Origin of the sequence: Pedobacter jamesrossensis (assembly GCF_042650905.1) — a bacterium.
GTDB lineage: Bacteria > Bacteroidota > Bacteroidia > Sphingobacteriales > Sphingobacteriaceae > Pedobacter > Pedobacter jamesrossensis.
In genome coordinates this window covers 97,491-114,298 of record NZ_JBHSBY010000022.1, presented here as the reverse complement: position 1 = coordinate 114,298, position 16,808 = coordinate 97,491, and the positions used below count along the sequence as shown (strand labels likewise).

The following is a 16,808-nucleotide window of genomic DNA, read 5'->3' as shown; positions in this document are numbered from 1 at the left end:
TCCGCTCTCGCACATAAACTGTTCGATAATGAACATAATAAAATTGTTAAAACTTTTAAGGTATTGATTATTAGGTTTTTAATTGTATTTTTTAGCTTTGGCACAAGCTTGGTTATTAAGCAAACCAAACAGTACAACCGAACAATGGATAAGAAAATAGAGAAGAAAAGATTTAGCACTAAAACCTTAATTATAATAGGAGGAGCGATTGCTTTTGTAGCAGTTGTAATTTATGGCTACACTTTATCGCTAAAGAAAACATATAGTGCCGATGCAGAGAAATTAACCATTAGCAAAGTAGAATATGGCGATTTTGAAGATGTAGTTTTATTAAACGCCAGTGTTGTTCCCTTAACTTCGGTTATTGTAAGTTCATCGGAGGGCGGTACGGTTGCTGAAATTTTTACTGAAAATGGTGCATCTGTTGTGAAAGGAACACCTCTATTAAGAATCTCTAACTCAAATGCGATGTTGAGTTATACCTCCAGCCAAACGGCTGCAACCGAACAAATTAATCAGTTGCGTAAATCGAGATTGGATTTAGAGCAAAATCAAAGGGTTTTAAATCAGGATGTTTTGGATGTTGAGAATAGTTTAAGAACCGCATCTCGCCAATATCATTTAGATAGTTCGCTCTTTGCAAAAAAAGTAATTACTCTTCAAGAATTTAATAAATCGAGTCAGGATTACGAATATTATCAGGGTAAATTAAAAATTGTTCGTCAGGCGATTAAGCAGGAAAACCAAAGCCGTAAAATGCAACTTTCTCAAATCGACCAATCGATGGGACAAATGAACGAGAGTTTGGAAATGATTCGTAAAAACATTGAAAACATGACGATAAAAGCGCCAGTTTCTGGTAAGCTTTCTTCTTACGACCCGGTAATTGGAAAATCTTACAATTCCAATGAGATGATTGGTAAAATTGATGTTTTACAAGGTTACAAATTGCAGGCTGGTGTTGATGAATATTATATCAATCGTGTAAAAGAGGGACAAACCGCAAGTTGCGAATTCAATGGTAAAACATACAATTTAACAGTTAGCAAGGTCATCCCAGAGGTTACTGCTGGTCAGTTTCAGGTAGAAATGGTTTTTAAAGGGCCAGCGCCAGAGGGTTTGCGTCGCGGTTTATCGCTACAAACCAAATTAACTTTATCTGATAACAGTAAATCATTGCTGCTGGCTCAAGGTCAGTTTTTCCAAAGTACAGGAGGCTCGTGGGTATTTGTGGTAAGCAATGGTAAAGCAATTAAGAAAAACGTTAAAATCGGAAGAAAAAATTACCTGTATTACGAAATATTGGATGGTTTGGCCAAAGGCGATGAAGTAATCACCTCTTCTTACGACCAATTTAATCAGTACGACCAAGTAGAAATCAATAAATAACATGAATAAAATTTTAATAACAACGGCCCTAGTTTGTATCTCGTTTTTAGCGTATTCACAAAGCATTTTTAAAAAGGAGCTAATTGGATGGATACAAAAAATGGTGTAAGCTATGAAATGAATATTTATAGCAAATCGGTAAAGAATGCTGATGCAAATTTTGCTAAAGCTAAATTTACGACGACTGGAGATTTATCTCTGCTGGAAAAAATTGAATTGGTTCAAGATGGTAAACTAAAGTTTAGCATAGAATTAAAAACCGATTCTACTGAAATACAATTACAGCCTGGTGTTTATAAATTTAAAATCTATCATAAAAAACTTGGGAAAAAGGATTTTGAAGTCGAACTAAAAAAGGCACAAACCAATAATATCAAACTTACTATCAAATAAATCGCTTCATGATTAAAATAGAAAACTTAGAAAAAGTTTACAAAACCGAAGAAGTAGAAACTACTGCACTTAATGGAATTAATCTTCATGTAAAAGAAGGCGAATTCGTTTCCATCATGGGACCATCGGGTTGCGGAAAATCTACTCTATTAAACGTAATGGGTTTATTAGATAAACCCGAAAGCGGAAGTTACAAGTTTATCGACACCGAACTTTTAACTTTAAATGATAGAGAGCGTTCCAATTTCCGTAAAAGAAATATGGGTTTCGTTTTCCAGAATTTTAACTTAATAGATGAGTTAACCGTTTTCGAAAACATAGAATTACCATTAATTTACAATAAAATTCCTACAGGAGAGCGTAAAAAACTGGTTAACGAAATTATCGAAAGAATGAACATCGTTAATCGTAGCGGGCACTTTCCACAGCAACTTTCTGGTGGTCAGCAGCAGCGTGTTGCCGTTGCCAGGGCTTTGGTTACTAAACCAAAATTGGTTTTAGCCGATGAGCCAACCGGTAACTTAGATAGCTCTCATGGTAACGAAGTAATGGAATTACTTTGCGAGTTAAACGAAACCGGAACCACCATCGTAATGGTAACACACTCCAGTCATGATGCAAGTTTCTCCAACAGAATCATTAACCTGAAAGATGGGCATGTGATTTCTGAAAAGATAAACAAAAGTAGAAATGAGGAATTGATATAGAGCCCCGCCCAACCTTCCCGAAAGGGAGGAGAATAAGAGGCAAAAGTCTAAATGAAAAAGAATTTAGTTTTAGTTAATGATAAGCCAACCGATATCTTCCTGGATGGGAAGATTCGGGTTAGGCGAAAAAGGTTAAAGGGTAGAAGGTTTAAGGCGTAAGGTTAAAACGCCCAAACCCTCAACCTTTTACCCTCAACCTTCAACCTTAATAAAATGTTCAAACTCAACTTAAAAATCGCTTTGCGAAACCTTTGGAAAAATAAAGGATTTTCACTAATAAACATTGGTGGCTTGGCCATTGGTTTAGCTAGCTGTATGATTTTGCTTTTATATATTGCTTACGAGTGGAGTTACGACAAGCAATTTGCCAATAATGATAAAACCTATGTGATTTATCAAAGTGTAGTTGCAAATGGTAAAACACTTAGCTGGCCTTGGACCCCGAATGTGATGGCAAAAGAAGTGCAAGAAAAAATTCCTGGCGTTAAGTATGCATCGCGTTCAACTTATCCAAAACCGCAATTAATTACCGTTGGCGATAATAAATTGGGTAGTAAGGCGGTTTTTGCAGATGATAAATTTATTAAAGTATTCGATTATAAATTTATTAAAGGCAATCCTGCACAAGTTTTAAAAAACCTTAATTCTATTATCCTAACAAAATCTTTTGCCGAAAAATTATTTGGTAACGAAGACCCGATTAATAAAACCGTAAAATTAGAAAATGAGGATGTTTTAAAAGTTGAAGCAATAATTGAAGATGTACCAGCGAATAGCAGTATCATTTTCGATTGTATCATGCCTTGGGCTTTGTTCGAGAAAAGAGAAACTTGGGTAAAAGAGAATAACTGGGGTAATAATATGTGCTTAACGGTTGTTCAGCTTAAGGATAATAATTTCTTTCCGGCGGCAAAAGCAATGATGACAGACATTTACAAACGCAATCAGAAAGATAATTTGGCCGTTGCAAGTCTTCATCCATTAACTAAATGGCATTTGTACGCCGATTTTGAGAATGGTAAATCGGTAGGCGGCAAAATAGACCAGCTTAAAATATTTTTGTTGCTTGCCTTTTGCATTTTGTTAATCGCCTGTGTTAACTTCATGAATTTATCAACTGCCCGTTCTGAACGTAGAGCAAAAGAAGATGGTATTCGTAAAGCAATTGGCTCAACACGGAAATCGCTAATCAGTCAGTTTTTTTTAGAATCGCTGCTGATTACATTTATTTCAACGGTTTTAGCCTTTATTTTGGTTGAGGTGAGTTTACCTTATTTCAATAATTTATTAAATATCAAATTGCTAATTGATTACAGAAACATTAATTTCTGGATTGGGCTTTTCGCTTTGATGACATTTACCGGTTTAATTGCCGGCAGTTACCCGGCTTTATATCTTTCTTCTTTTGAGCCTGTTAAAGTATTAAAAGGTTTCAAAATAAAAACCGATTCATCCGTTTCGGTACGCAAAGTATTGGTTGTGGGCCAATTTGTTTTTGCTGCTTGCCTAATTATTTGTACAGCAGTAATTTACCAACAACTTACCTATGTTAAAAATAAACCAATTGGGTATGACCAATCTAACTTAATTCAAATAAAGGTTGAAGGTAAAATGCGTGATGAAGGTAAACTTGAATTGCTTAAAACTCAACTGATAAAATCTGGCGCAGCCACTAATGTTACCTTTTTTAGTTCGGATGTAACCGAGGGCGGAAATAATACAACTGATGTGCAGTGGGAGGGAAAAAATCCCAATGAAAATATTTCATTTAATCATAGAGGGATAGGTTACGATTTTATTGAAACCATGGGAACATCTTTAACCAGCGGTAGAGAATTTTCTCCGAAATTCCCTACTGATACGAGTAATGTAATGCTTAATGAGGCTGCTATAAAAATGATGGGCTTAAAAAATCCAATTGGAAAAGTAATTACTTTCTGGGGATTTAAGTTAAATATTGTTGGTACAGTTAAGGATTTCGTGGTAGAAAGTGCTTACCAAAAAGTAGCACCTATGATTTTCCATTTAAGAACCAATGATAACGCCAATGTGATATTAGCTCGTTTAAATCCTAATCAAAATATAAGTTCTTCCTTAACAAAAATTGATGAACTGGTAAAAGAAATGGAGCCTAATTATCCTGTTAAACGCGTTTTCGTAAACGAATCTTTCGAAGTAAAATTTCAGGATGAAAAACTATTAGGTACACTATCTAACTGGTTTGGTGGTTTTGCGATTTTTATTTCTTGCCTGGGTTTGTTGGGCTTAGCGCTTTTCATGGCAGAGCAGCGTAAAAAAGAAATCAGTATTCGTAAAGTTTTGGGTGCAAGCACTGCAAATATCCTTACACTTTTAAATAAAGATTTTATAAAACTAGTGGCTATAGCTAATGTAATCGCATTTCCCTTGGCATATGTAATTATAAATAAATGGCTTTCTGCTTTTGAATATCGAATATCAATTTCTGCACTACCATTTATCGCAGCAGCCAGCATATCGGTAATTATTGCAGTTTTAACTGTAAGCATTCAATCGGTAAAAGTGGCGAAAGCGAACCCTGTTGATGCATTGAAATACGAATAAAAAGCAGAAAGCTTAAAGATCAAAGCTGAAAGCGATTTGCAAGGAGCTTTTCGCTTTCAGCTCTTGATACTAAATACTTGATACTACCATGTTCAAATTAAACTTAAAAATCGCTTTGCGTAACCTTTGGAAAAACAGAGGGATTACAGCTATTAATGTTGGTGGTTTGGCTATTGCATTAGCTGCTTTTATTTTGGTAACGATGTATTTTACCTACGAAACCAGTTTTGATAAGTCGAACCCGAATTATGAAAATATTTACGTTGTAGGCAGAATTTATCCAGAATTTAAAACCAACTACACATCGCCGCCTTTCGCAAAAGCCATCAAGCAAAATTTTCCTGAGGTTGAATTAGCAGGGATTACTAAAGGTGGCTTTTTTGAATTGGTCATGAAAAAGGATAAAAACACCGTTTTTGCCAAAAACTTTATGCAGGCAGATTATAATGCTGCAAAGATTCTCAATCTTAAACCAAATAATGGATTAGAAAAACCTGCCGGAGATGTTGAAGGACTTTCTTATTTAAGTAGTGAAAATATGAAAACTCTATTTCCAAATAAGAAAGACAATAAACCTGAAATGGTGGGTATTGGGCCTAGCAACTCTGGTATAACAAGTAGAATCGACGGAGGGATAAAAAAAGATTTGCATTCGAACATAATTTTTGATGGAATTTCTATCCGAAATGAATTAGGAAAAGGAGAGAATTATGGCTACAATAACTACACGACATATATTCAGGTAAAACCAGGAGCTGATATTGCCAATCTCGAACAAAAAATAACCAATTTGTATAGAGCTGAACTTTTAAAAGGCGAAACCGATAAAAAAACGATAGAAGAAATCAAAAACGTATCTACATTTTTAGACCCACTTTCTAATCTACATTTAAGGCCAAAAGCAGGTAACGATGCGCCTTACAAAATATTAATTGCCCTATCCGTTTTGGGAATTTTAATTTTGGTTATCGCTTGCATCAATTTTACAAATTTGAGTATTGCTCAAGCTACTAAAAGAGCTAAGGAAGTTGGCGTTAAAAAAGTAATGGGTGCTTATCGTTTCCAGTTAACATCGCAGTTTTTGGTTGAAATTTTTATGCAGTGCTTTGCTGCAACAATTTTGGCTTTAATTTTAGCGGAATTAATTTTGCCCAATTTCAATAACCTTTTTCAACTTAATTTATCTATTTGGCATATTGATAACCATTTATTTTGGCAGTTGCCTTTAGTTTTATTGTCAATTACATTAATTGCAGGTATTTATCCAGCAATGGTTTTATCTGGTTTTAAACCTTCACTCGTACTAAAGGGCAATTTTTCTACAAGTAAGCAAAGCTCATGGTTACGTAATGGTCTGTTAGTTTTTCAATTTAGCGTAGCAGTTATTTTCATTATTGGATTATTCATTATCAATTCTCAATTGAAATATATGCGGAGCCAGGATTTAGGTTTTTCGGCTAATCAAGTGGTTTACATAAAAAATATAGCGCTTTTTAATAAGCCGGAGGTTTTTGAACCAGTAAGAGAGAGGCTCTTGAAAATCCCTGGAATTAAGTCTGCTACGGTAGCTACTGATATTCCAAATGGCGCAGAAAATGGTTCAAATGGCTATACTGTTAACGGTGTGGAGGCCAATATTGATTTTATAGATGTTAATTTCGATTATTTTGAAACGCTTGATATCAAGTTAAATGATGGGCGTTTTTTCTCTGGTTCTTTTAAAACCGATACGGCTAATTCTGCCATAATTAATGAAAGTGCTGTTGCAAAATACGGAATTAAAAATCCCGTAGGGCAAACGATAAGAGGTTGCAATATGGATTATAAAATTGTTGGAGTAATTAAAGATTTTAAAGCTCAGGGCTTTGAAAGCGCCGTTCAGCCAACTATTTATGCTATTAAAAATTCATGCGGGAATTATAAAACTCAAATCATGATTAAAGTTGATGAAAGTAAAATGACCGAAGTCATAGCAACTTTGAAATCACAATGGATTAACATTAATCCAAAAGATGGTGAAGATTTTCGATATGAATTTTTAGATGACTTGTATGGTAAACTATTTAAAAAGCAAGAGCAATTGCAATCCGTGTTTTTTGCTGCGGCTTTGTTAACCATTTTCATTGCTATTTTAGGTTTGTTTGCCTTTGCTAAATACATTACCAGTGGCAGAATAAAAGAAATTGCGGTTCGTAAAATATTGGGTGCAAGTGATGTTCAAATTTTTAAACTCATTAACCGTTCGTTTTTTATAATGGTGGTTTTGGCCAATCTTATTTCGTGGCCGATGGCTTATATTTTAACCAAAATGTGGCTCGAAACCTTTGCTTACCGAATCGATTTATCGATAAGACCATTTTTAGCAAGCGGCGTAATTACCATTTTATTAACCATAATAACTGTGAGCATTCAGGCTAAAAAAGCGGTAAAAGCTAATCCTGTTGATGCACTTAAATACGAATAGTTTAAGCTGAAAGACCAAAGCCAAAAGAGATTTGAATGGTGCTTTAGTCTTTCTGCTTTTCGCTTTCAGCTCTTGATACTCAATACTTGATACTCTAAAAATGTTCAAATTAAACCTAAAAATCGCTTTGCGAAACCTTTGGAAGAATAAAACTTCTTCTTTTATCAATGTTATTGGTTTGGCAATTGGGCTTGCAGCCTGTTTGATGTTGCTGTTATACGTTTCATACGAATGGAATTTCGATAAGCAAGCCAGAAATTGGAAAAATGTTTATTCCGTAATGACAAATATTCCAGGTGAGGGAAATAAAATTGCGGGCACTTTTAGTGCTTCTACTACCGCATTAGGCCCACTTTTAAAACAAAATATACCAGAGGTGAAATACGTTGCCCGAATGAATTATGGTACAAAGAGCCTAATTGCAAACGGACAAAATAGCTATAAAAAAGATTCGAAATTCGCAGAGCCTGATATTCTTAAAATGTATGATTATCAATTCATCTCTGGTGATGAAAAAACGGCATTAAGCAGTCCACTATCTGTAATTTTAACAGAAAGCACAGCAGAAACCTTATTTGGCACAGCCGATGTGTTAAATAAAACCGTTCGCTATCAGGATAAGGAAAATCTAACCATTACAGGTGTAATTAAAGATTTACCCGAAAACAGTTCTAATCGTTTCGATTTTTTAATGCCATGGTCATTTTACGAAATTGTTGATGCCAGTGCAAAAAACATAAACTGGAATAATTACAGTTTTGTAACCATGGTTTCGATCGACCCAAATGCAAATATTGATTTAGTTAATCGTAAGGTTGAAGCTTTAGTAAAGGCAAATACCGTTCAAAATCAACAATCGCAGCCACATTTTTTATATCAATCGAGCAAATTACATCTTTACGGAAAGTTTGAAAACGGCAAAAATGCAGGTGGCGATATAGAGCAAATCTGGCTTTTTATGGGTTTAGCTTTTGGAATTTTATTAATTGCCTGCATCAATTTTATGAACATGGCAACTGCCAAATCAGAAAAGAGAGCTAAAGAAGTAGGAATTAAAAAAACAATTGGTGCAAATCGTACTTCGTTAATATTTCAATTTTTAACCGAATCGATGGTGCTTACTTTGGTGGCTGTGGTTTTAGCCATTGCATTATTAGAAATCTGCCTGCCAGCATTTAACCAATTATTAAATATTAATTTAGGTATTACGTATTTTAATGCGGCCAGTTGGATAGGGATTTTAGGAATTGTAATGGCCACAGGTTTAATTGCAGGTAGTTATCCAGCATTTTATTTGTCATCATTTAACCCAATTCAAACGTTAAAAAGAAAAATCAGTTCTAAGGGGTTACTATCAATTAGCCTAAGACAAGTGCTGGTTGTTGGGCAATTTTGTTTCGCAATAATTCTGATTATTTCCACTTTGGTTATCTACAAACAAATTCAATACATTAAAAATAAGCCAGTTGGTTTTGATGTAAATGCTTTAGTCGAAATTCCTCAAGACGGCGAATTAAAAACGAAATACGAATTATTTAAAGCAGAAATGCTAAAATCGGGAGCAGTTACTTCAATGTATCAATCGTCGATTGGTCTTTCGCACCGTAGTCGAAACTTTATGGATGTAGCTTGGGACGGAATGACTTCGCCCCAAAATACGGTGATGTTTAATCAGGTTGCTACAACCTACGATTTCATAAAAACCAATGGGATAAAATTATTACAAGGGAGAGATTTTTCAAAAAGCTTTGCTTCGGATACGAGTGGAGTCATGGTGAGCGCTTCTGCTGTAAAAGTTTTCGGCTATAAAAATCCCATTGGAAAAAAAGTGAAGATTTTTGGTTCAGAGGCATTTATCATAGGGGTTTTTGATGATTATGTTTGGGATTCTCCATACAAATCCAATAATCCACAAGTTGTTTTTTTAAATGCAGCTCAAACTGGTGCAATAACCATGCGCCTAAATAATTCGAACAGCACGCAAAGTAATATTGAAACGATTAACAGAATTACAAAAGCTATAAATCCAGCTTATCCTGTCGAAATTAATTTTCTAAATACTGTATACCTCGAAAAGTATAAATCAGAAAAAACTTTAGGCATTCTTTCTAATCTCTTTGGTGGCTTAGCAATTTTTGTTTCTTGTTTAGGCTTATTCGGATTGGTGGCTTACAGCGCTGAGCAGCGGACAAAAGAATTTGGTGTACGTAAAGTTTTAGGTGCTTCGGTTGCAAATTTGATGCAGTTGCTTTCATTCTCCTTTATTAAAATGATTGCTGTAGCGATTGTAATCGCCATTCCGATAAGTTATTATGCAATGAATAAATGGCTTAATAATTTCGAATTTCATACCAATATTAGCTGGTGGATTATGGCTCTTGCTGCAGTTGGTACATTATTGTTGGCTTTAATTACGGTGAGTTTTCAAGCTTATAAAACGGCAAAATCTAACCCTGTTGATGCTTTAAAATATGAATAAAAAGCTGAAAGCTAAAAGACCAAAGCTTAAAGCGCTTTATATGAGCTTTAGCCTTTCTGCTTTTCGCTCTTGATACTAAATACTTGATACTACAAAGATGTTGAAATTAAACTTAAAAATCGCCTGGCGAAACCTTTGGAAAAACAAGGGTTACACATTTATAAATGTTCTTGGCTTATCCATTGGGATGGCGAGTTGTATTCTGATTTTTATTTTTATCCGTTATCAAATGAGCTTTGATGAGGGCTTTAAAAATGAAGATAGAATCTATCGTTTAACCACTAATTGGACTACTGCTGATGGATTTGAAGAATCGCAAGGCGTACCACAACCAGCGCCTGCAGCATTAAGAAATGATTTCAAAAATCAAATAGAAAAAGTTGGGGCTATCCGTCAAGATGGTGGAATTATAAAAGTGAAAGACGAGGCCGGCAAAGAAAAGATAAAGAGCCTGGAAGATATTTTTTATGCAGAACCTGAGTTTTTTCAAATTATGAGTTTCGAGTGGTTACAAGGAAACCCCGTTCAATCGTTAAGCCAACCTAACACAGCCGTTTTATCAAAAGATATGGCTACAAAACTTTTTGGCGATTGGAATAAAGCGCTTGGTAAAACCATAAATTTTCAAAATAGAGAGAACTTCACCATAACGGGTATTTTACAAGAAATGCCCGATAATACCTCTTTTCCATTAGGTATTGTGGTTTCTTATCAAACTTTTAAAAACTATAACGGACCTAATTTTAAAGAATGGGGATCTACATCATCAAACGATGAATGCTATTTCATGTTAAAGAAGGGTGTTTCAATTGAAGAAGTGGGTAGTATTTTGCCTAAATTCTCAGAAAAATATTTCCATAAAGACTTAGGGTTTAAGGAAGAAAATGGCATACAAGCGTTAAGCGATATTCATTATAACGAAAATCTAGGCAATTTTGCAAACAAGACTATGCCGAAGAAACAGTTGTACGGTTTGGCAATTATCGGCGCTTTTTTGCTATTAACGGCTTGTATCAACTTTATTAACTTGGCAACTGCGCAAGCGGTAAGTAGAAGTAAAGAAGTTGGCGTTCGTAAGGTAATGGGCAGTTTAAGGAAACAATTAGTTGTCCAGTTTCTAACCGAAACTTTAACCATTAGTGTGTTTGCGTTAATTGTAGCCTGTATTTTAACTGAAATTGCCCTACCTGGAATGAAAAATTTATTTCACGATGATATTTCTTTCAGCATCATCAGCCACCCAAGCATTCTTGTTTTTATGGTTGGGTTGGTACTGGTGGTTAGTTTCTTGGCTGGTTTTTATCCTGCAATGGTTATGTCTGGTTTTAGTCCGGCTTTGGCGATTAAAAATAAAATTACTGCCAATACAGGTGGTTTAAGTTTACGTAAGGTTTTGGTTGTCGTTCAATTTTCTATTACGGTCATTTTAATTATTGGTACCCTTGTCGTATTAAAACAAATGAACTACATGAGGGAAAAACCATTAGGTTTCAATCCATCGGCAATTGCTATGGTAAGTGTGCGTAACGATAGTTTGAGTGTAATGAAATACCAGATTTTACAAGATAGAATTTCGAAAATACCAGGCGTTTTAACAACAAGCTTTTGCAGAAATCCGCCATCATCAAATAATAATAACGAAAGCAATTTTAGATATAATGGTACTGAAAAGGCAAAGTTTCAAGCAAATACTAAACTTGCCGACGAAAATTATTTCAAAACCTTTGGGTTGACTTTTGTAGCAGGTAAAGGTTTTGCTAAAAGTGATACTTTAAGAGAATTGGTAGTGAACGAAACGCTATTAAAAAAACTCAACGTTGTAGATTTTAATGATGCCTTAGGGAAAAAAATTACCATTTGGGGAAAAACCGGGACTATTGTTGGCGTAGTTAAAGATTTTAATAATTTAAGTTTACACGAGCCAATATCACCAATAATGATTACCTCAATAAAAGAGAATTACCAAAATTTAGCCGTTAAAATGGATAGCAAACAAATTTTATCCATCATGCCTCAAGTAGAAAAAATATGGAATGACACTTATCCCGAAAATTTCTACAAAGCATCTTTTGTTGATGATGATATTAGCAAATATTATGAAACAGAAAGAGTAATGGGCGTTTTGTTTAAGGTGTTCGCAGGTGTAATTATCTTTATATCATTTATTGGCTTATTTGGTTTAATCTCATTTGTAGCAACACAAAGAACTAAAGAAGTTGCCATTAGAAAAGTATTGGGTGCATCTACTTTAGAGTTAGTTAAAATGCTAAATGGTTCATTTTTACTGATGGTTTTTATCGCAAATTTGGTTGCCTGGCCACTAGCTTATTTATTCGTTTCTAAATGGCTTTCAACATTTACCTATCGGATAGATTTAAGCATTTGGCCTTTCGTTTTGGCTATGATTATTTCAATGCTGATTACTTTAATTACGGTTAGTTTCCGTTCGTTTAAAGCAGCAAGAGCTAATACCATTGATGCACTTAAATATGAATAAAAGCGGAAAGCTAAAAAGACCAAAGCTTAAAGCGATTTGCAGGTGCTTTAGTCTTCTGCTTTTCACTTTCAGCTCTTGATACTTGCTGCTAAATACTTGATACTATTATGTTCAAACTTAACTTAAAAATCGCCTGGCGAAATCTTTGGAAAAATAAAGTCTACGCCGCTATAAATATTGGCGGCTTGGCCTTGGGTTTAACTGCTTTTGTACTAGTGATTTTGTATGTCAATCACGAAGAAAGTTATGATACTTGGTCACCGGATTTAAAAAATGTTTATCAGCTAAGAGAAAAGCATGATCAGTTTACACCAGATAATCAGGAACATTGGAATGCGCTTGCAAACAGTAAGATTGCTGCACTTTTAAGAGAAAAAATGCCTCAAGTAAAGGCTATAACTAAGGTAAATCCAGATTGGAATTTTGTTAAGGGTTTTGCAGTTAAAATTGCTAATGCAGATCCATTGATTGTCAGTAAGATGAAAGACTCCGACAGTAGTTTTTTCAAAGTTTTTAGCTATAAATTTATTCAGGGAAATGCAGAAAACGCTCTTCGCAAACCAAAGTCTATTGTTCTTAAACAAAGTTTAGCAATAAAATTATTTGGAACGGAAAAAGCTTTAGGAAAAACACTAAAGGTAATGATGTGGACAACTGATCCTGGACAGGATTTGACTGTAACTGGAGTTGTTGCCGAACCGCAATCGCCTCAATCTGTAAGTTTTAATGCTTTAATGAGAACCGGAGATAAAGACACCGATCCGCAAGGAATTGGCAATACAAATTATTGTCAGCTATATGCTAGAATCGATGGGGACCAAAATTCGGCCATGCTGAGCGGTACACTCCAAAAATTATACGTCGATTTTAAAAAAGCTTTAATGAGCCAGCAAAAAATAAATTATAACGACGTTTATAAGAATGGAAAAACACCAGGTTTAAAGTTTATCCCACTTAATGATTTACATTCAAACCCGCCGTTTGAAGTAAATTGGAAAGAAAAATTGAAACCTGTTATTGCAATTTCAATTTTTCTGTTGCTCATATCAGTTATTAATTTTATTAATCTGGCTACTGCTCAATCAGTTCAGAGAGCTAAAGAAGTTGGTGTAAAAAAGGTATTAGGGTCATACAAAAAGCAACTCATTTTTCAGTTTTTACTCGAATCGGCTTTGCAAAGCATCATTTCTTTATTTATAAGCATCATTCTAATCGAACTTGTTCTTCCAGAATTTAATAGTCATTTTAACGTTGATTTGAGCTTTTGGCATAATCCTAATATTTTAGCATTAATGGTGCAGCTAACCGGACTGTTTTTGTTTATTACGTTGTTAGCAGGTTTTTATCCCGCCTGGATATTGTCTAATTATAACCCTGTTTCTGTTCTAAAAGGGAATTATGAGAATGGTTTAAAGGGGATTGCTTTTCGTAATGTTTTAGTAATTTTTCAATTTGTAATTTCTGTAACCTTTATCATCTCAATTGGTGTAATGCAAATGCAATCGAAATATATAAGTAATAAAGATTTAGGTTTCGAAAAAGGAAATTTGATTAATATTAAAACAAACTATGAAGATAAACTAGCAAATAAAATAAAACTGATACCTGGTGTAAGTTATGTAGCCACTACAACCCAGGTAATGGGTAATACTTTTAATGTTCCCGAAAAAATAAAGTATAACGGAAATGAAATAAATTTAAATACGGTAAGTGTAACAATGGATGCTTTGCCCGCTCTTGGTGTAAACGTTTTGCAAGGCAGGATATTTTCGAGAGATTATAAACAAGATACTGTTAACGCGGTTGTTTTAAATGAAGCCGCTGCAAATTTAATTTCGAAAAAGCCTGTTGGCAAAAAATATGAAGTTTTTAATGGTTCGAAGAATGTTACGTTTCAGATAATTGGTGTTATAAAAAACTATCATAACGAGGGTTTTGATAAGGCGGTTTTGCCAACAATCTATAAAGTAACAAGCTTAGGTGGCTCTGCAACGACAAATAATTTATTGATTAGGTTTAACACCTCAAAATATAATGATGTCATAAGCAAGATTGAAAAAGAATGGAGAAAACTTTATCCAAATTACCCGATGGATTATACTTCTCTAGATGATGCTTTTTCTGAGAGTCTGGAAGATAATGAGCGATTTATAAATATGATAATTCTCTTTAGCGGAATTTCTGTATCATTATCATTGTTAGGTTTATTTGCACTTTCTACTTTCGTAGCAAAACGAAGAACTAAAGAAATTGCCGTAAGAAAAGTTTTAGGAGCATCAAATGTTCAGATTGTAAACTTGCTTAACAAATCGTTCTTGATTTTGGTAATTGTAGCTAATTTAATAAGCTGGCCAATTGCCTACATCATTGTGAAAAAATGGCTCGATAGCTTTGCTTACAGAATAGATATACCTGTTATACCTTTTGTAATCGCAACCCTACTTTCGATAGTTATTGCAGTTTTAACAGTTAGTATTCAAGCAAGAAAAGCTGCACTAACCGACCCTGTAAATGCACTTAAATACGAATAAAGGTGAAAGGTAGTTGGTTTTGAGGTTAAGGGTTTAAGCGCCAAAAATTTGCGCCAAAGTCTTTTTTAATATTGAATTAAACATATAAAAATAATTAAACGTACCTCAATGCTTTTGAGTATTGAGGGGTAAAGCCCCTTTAGGGGTTCGGGGTATGATAGAACTAAAAAACATAGAAAAATATTACGCTAACAAAGGCGTAAAGAGTTACATTTTGCGCCACGTATCTACAACCATTAAACAAGGCGAATTTGTATCCATTATGGGGCCGTCTGGTGCAGGCAAATCTACACTACTTAATATTTTAGGGATGTTAGAGGAGCCAACTTATGGTAGTTATGAATTTATGGGTGAAGATGTTACAAGTCTTAACGAGCGGAAGCGAATCGAACTTTACCGCAATCATATCGGGTTTGTTTTTCAGGCTTATCATTTAATTGATGAAATGACGGTTTACGAAAATATTGAAGCCCCGCTATTATACAAGAAAGTTGGAAGCTCGGAAAGAGCAAGCAGAATTGCTAATCTCCTTGATAGGTTTAATATTGTGGCTAAAAAAGATTTATTTCCAAATCAACTTTCGGGAGGCCAGCAGCAGTTAGTTGGTATAGCCAGAGCTTTAGCTGCACAACCTTCAATTATTTTGGCAGATGAACCGACAGGAAATCTTCAATCAGCCCAGGCTGAAGAAATTATGCAGCTCTTTCAAAAATTAAACAAAGAAGAAGGTATTACAATTATTCAGGTTACACACTCTGAAAAAAATGCAGAATATGGTAGCCGGGTTTTAAAGATAGAGGATGGGGTTGTTAAGGATGATGTGCAGGTTGTGAATATGAGGTTGTAAGTTTTACGAAATAAGTTTTAAGCTAACTTATCATCTGGAACTTAAAACTTGGCACTTACCATTTAAAACGTATAACTTCGTTTCATGCAAAAATCTTTTATCGATCAAATGGGGAAGGAGATAACAATTAATTTCCCCCCCAAAAGGATTGTTTCCATTGTACCATCGCAAACGGAACTACTTTTCGATTTGGGTTTAGATAAAGAGATTATCGGTTTAACGAAATTTTGCATTCATCCAATAGAAAAATTTGCCGAGCGCACTAAAGTTGGTGGTACTAAAACGCTCAATATCGATTTAATTAAGGATTTAAAACCCGATTTAATTATCGGTAACAAAGAAGAAAATACGCAAAGCGATATTGAAGAATTAGCTGAGTTTTTTCCGGTTTGGATGAGTGATATTTTTACTTTAGATGATGCGATGAAAACCATTGCCGAAATTGGAGAGTTGGTAGATAGATCGCCTGAAGCAAATTATCTAAATCATTTAATTTCTGCAGGCTTTAACGATTTAAAAACACTCGCACTTCAAAATAAAATTGATAAAAGGGTTGCTTATTTAATTTGGCGCAAACCTTACATGGTTGCTGGTAGAAACACATTTATAAACGATGTTTTGATAACCAATGGGATGATGAATGTGATTAACGAAGACCGATACCCTGAAATTACGCTCGAAAAATTGAAAACTTTAAACTGTGATTTGATTTTACTTTCTTCTGAACCATATCCTTTTAAAGAAAAGCATATCGAAGAGATTCAGAACGCTTTACCTGAAGCCAAAGTTATGCTGGTAGATGGCGAAATGTTTAGTTGGTATGGAAGTAGATTGGTTAAAGCTGTTCAGTATTTTTTTGAATTTCAGAAAGAACTTTATTAACTGCTATTTGTTCTCACTGCGTAAATCGTTAATTAA

The 16,808-nt window shown here is 34.5% G+C and carries 10 protein-coding genes; all 10 read left to right on the top strand.

The window, feature by feature from the left end; all coding sequences use genetic code 11:
- Positions 1 to 144: 144 nt before the first annotated feature.
- Positions 145 to 1,389, top strand: a complete 1,245-nt coding sequence (locus tag ACFOUY_RS03970; protein ID WP_378959164.1) for an efflux RND transporter periplasmic adaptor subunit — start codon at positions 145 to 147, stop codon at positions 1,387 to 1,389.
- Positions 1,390 to 1,476: 87 nt separating this feature from the next.
- Complete coding sequence (locus ACFOUY_RS03965) at positions 1,477 to 1,782, top strand: hypothetical protein (RefSeq protein ID WP_378959163.1); 306 nt, start codon at positions 1,477 to 1,479, stop codon at positions 1,780 to 1,782.
- Positions 1,783 to 1,790: 8 nt separating this feature from the next.
- Positions 1,791 to 2,489, top strand: coding sequence for an ABC transporter ATP-binding protein (locus ACFOUY_RS03960; protein ID WP_378959162.1), 699 nt, complete (start codon positions 1,791 to 1,793; stop codon positions 2,487 to 2,489).
- Between the two features lie 213 nt (positions 2,490 to 2,702).
- Positions 2,703 to 5,072, top strand: a complete 2,370-nt coding sequence (locus ACFOUY_RS03955) for an ABC transporter permease (RefSeq protein WP_378959161.1) — start codon at positions 2,703 to 2,705, stop codon at positions 5,070 to 5,072.
- 88 nt (positions 5,073 to 5,160) lie between these two features.
- On the top strand, positions 5,161 to 7,536 hold the full coding sequence (locus ACFOUY_RS03950) for an ABC transporter permease (RefSeq protein WP_378959160.1): 2,376 nt from the start codon (positions 5,161 to 5,163) through the stop codon (positions 7,534 to 7,536).
- Positions 7,537 to 7,636: 100 nt separating this feature from the next.
- Entirely contained in the window at positions 7,637 to 10,015 is a 2,379-nt protein-coding gene (locus tag ACFOUY_RS03945; RefSeq protein ID WP_378959159.1) for an ABC transporter permease, read from the top strand.
- Positions 10,016 to 10,112: 97 nt separating this feature from the next.
- Complete coding sequence (locus ACFOUY_RS03940; protein WP_378959158.1) at positions 10,113 to 12,512, top strand: ABC transporter permease; 2,400 nt, start codon at positions 10,113 to 10,115, stop codon at positions 12,510 to 12,512.
- A 107-nt stretch (positions 12,513 to 12,619) separates the two neighbouring features.
- Entirely contained in the window at positions 12,620 to 15,043 is a 2,424-nt protein-coding gene (locus ACFOUY_RS03935) for an ABC transporter permease (protein WP_378959157.1), read from the top strand.
- Positions 15,044 to 15,197: 154 nt separating this feature from the next.
- Entirely contained in the window at positions 15,198 to 15,890 is a 693-nt protein-coding gene (locus ACFOUY_RS03930) for an ABC transporter ATP-binding protein (protein ID WP_378959156.1), read from the top strand.
- An 84-nt stretch (positions 15,891 to 15,974) separates the two neighbouring features.
- Entirely contained in the window at positions 15,975 to 16,772 is a 798-nt protein-coding gene (locus ACFOUY_RS03925; RefSeq protein ID WP_378959155.1) for an ABC transporter substrate-binding protein, read from the top strand.
- Positions 16,773 to 16,808 lie beyond the last annotated feature (36 nt).

What these genes read in the sequence shown, in the direction of transcription:
- ACFOUY_RS03970 (WP_378959164.1), top strand. Translation starts at nt 145, where the DNA reads ATGGATAAGAAAATAGAGAAGAAAAGATTTAGCACTAAAACCTTAATT.
- ACFOUY_RS03965 (WP_378959163.1), top strand. Translation starts at nt 1,477, where the DNA reads ATGGATACAAAAAATGGTGTAAGCTATGAAATGAATATTTATAGCAAA.
- ACFOUY_RS03960 (WP_378959162.1), top strand. Translation starts at nt 1,791, where the DNA reads ATGATTAAAATAGAAAACTTAGAAAAAGTTTACAAAACCGAAGAAGTA.
- ACFOUY_RS03955 (WP_378959161.1), top strand. Translation starts at nt 2,703, where the DNA reads ATGTTCAAACTCAACTTAAAAATCGCTTTGCGAAACCTTTGGAAAAAT.
- ACFOUY_RS03950 (WP_378959160.1), top strand. Translation starts at nt 5,161, where the DNA reads ATGTTCAAATTAAACTTAAAAATCGCTTTGCGTAACCTTTGGAAAAAC.
- ACFOUY_RS03945 (WP_378959159.1), top strand. Translation starts at nt 7,637, where the DNA reads ATGTTCAAATTAAACCTAAAAATCGCTTTGCGAAACCTTTGGAAGAAT.
- ACFOUY_RS03940 (WP_378959158.1), top strand. Translation starts at nt 10,113, where the DNA reads ATGTTGAAATTAAACTTAAAAATCGCCTGGCGAAACCTTTGGAAAAAC.
- ACFOUY_RS03935 (WP_378959157.1), top strand. Translation starts at nt 12,620, where the DNA reads ATGTTCAAACTTAACTTAAAAATCGCCTGGCGAAATCTTTGGAAAAAT.
- ACFOUY_RS03930 (WP_378959156.1), top strand. Translation starts at nt 15,198, where the DNA reads ATGATAGAACTAAAAAACATAGAAAAATATTACGCTAACAAAGGCGTA.
- ACFOUY_RS03925 (WP_378959155.1), top strand. Translation starts at nt 15,975, where the DNA reads ATGCAAAAATCTTTTATCGATCAAATGGGGAAGGAGATAACAATTAAT.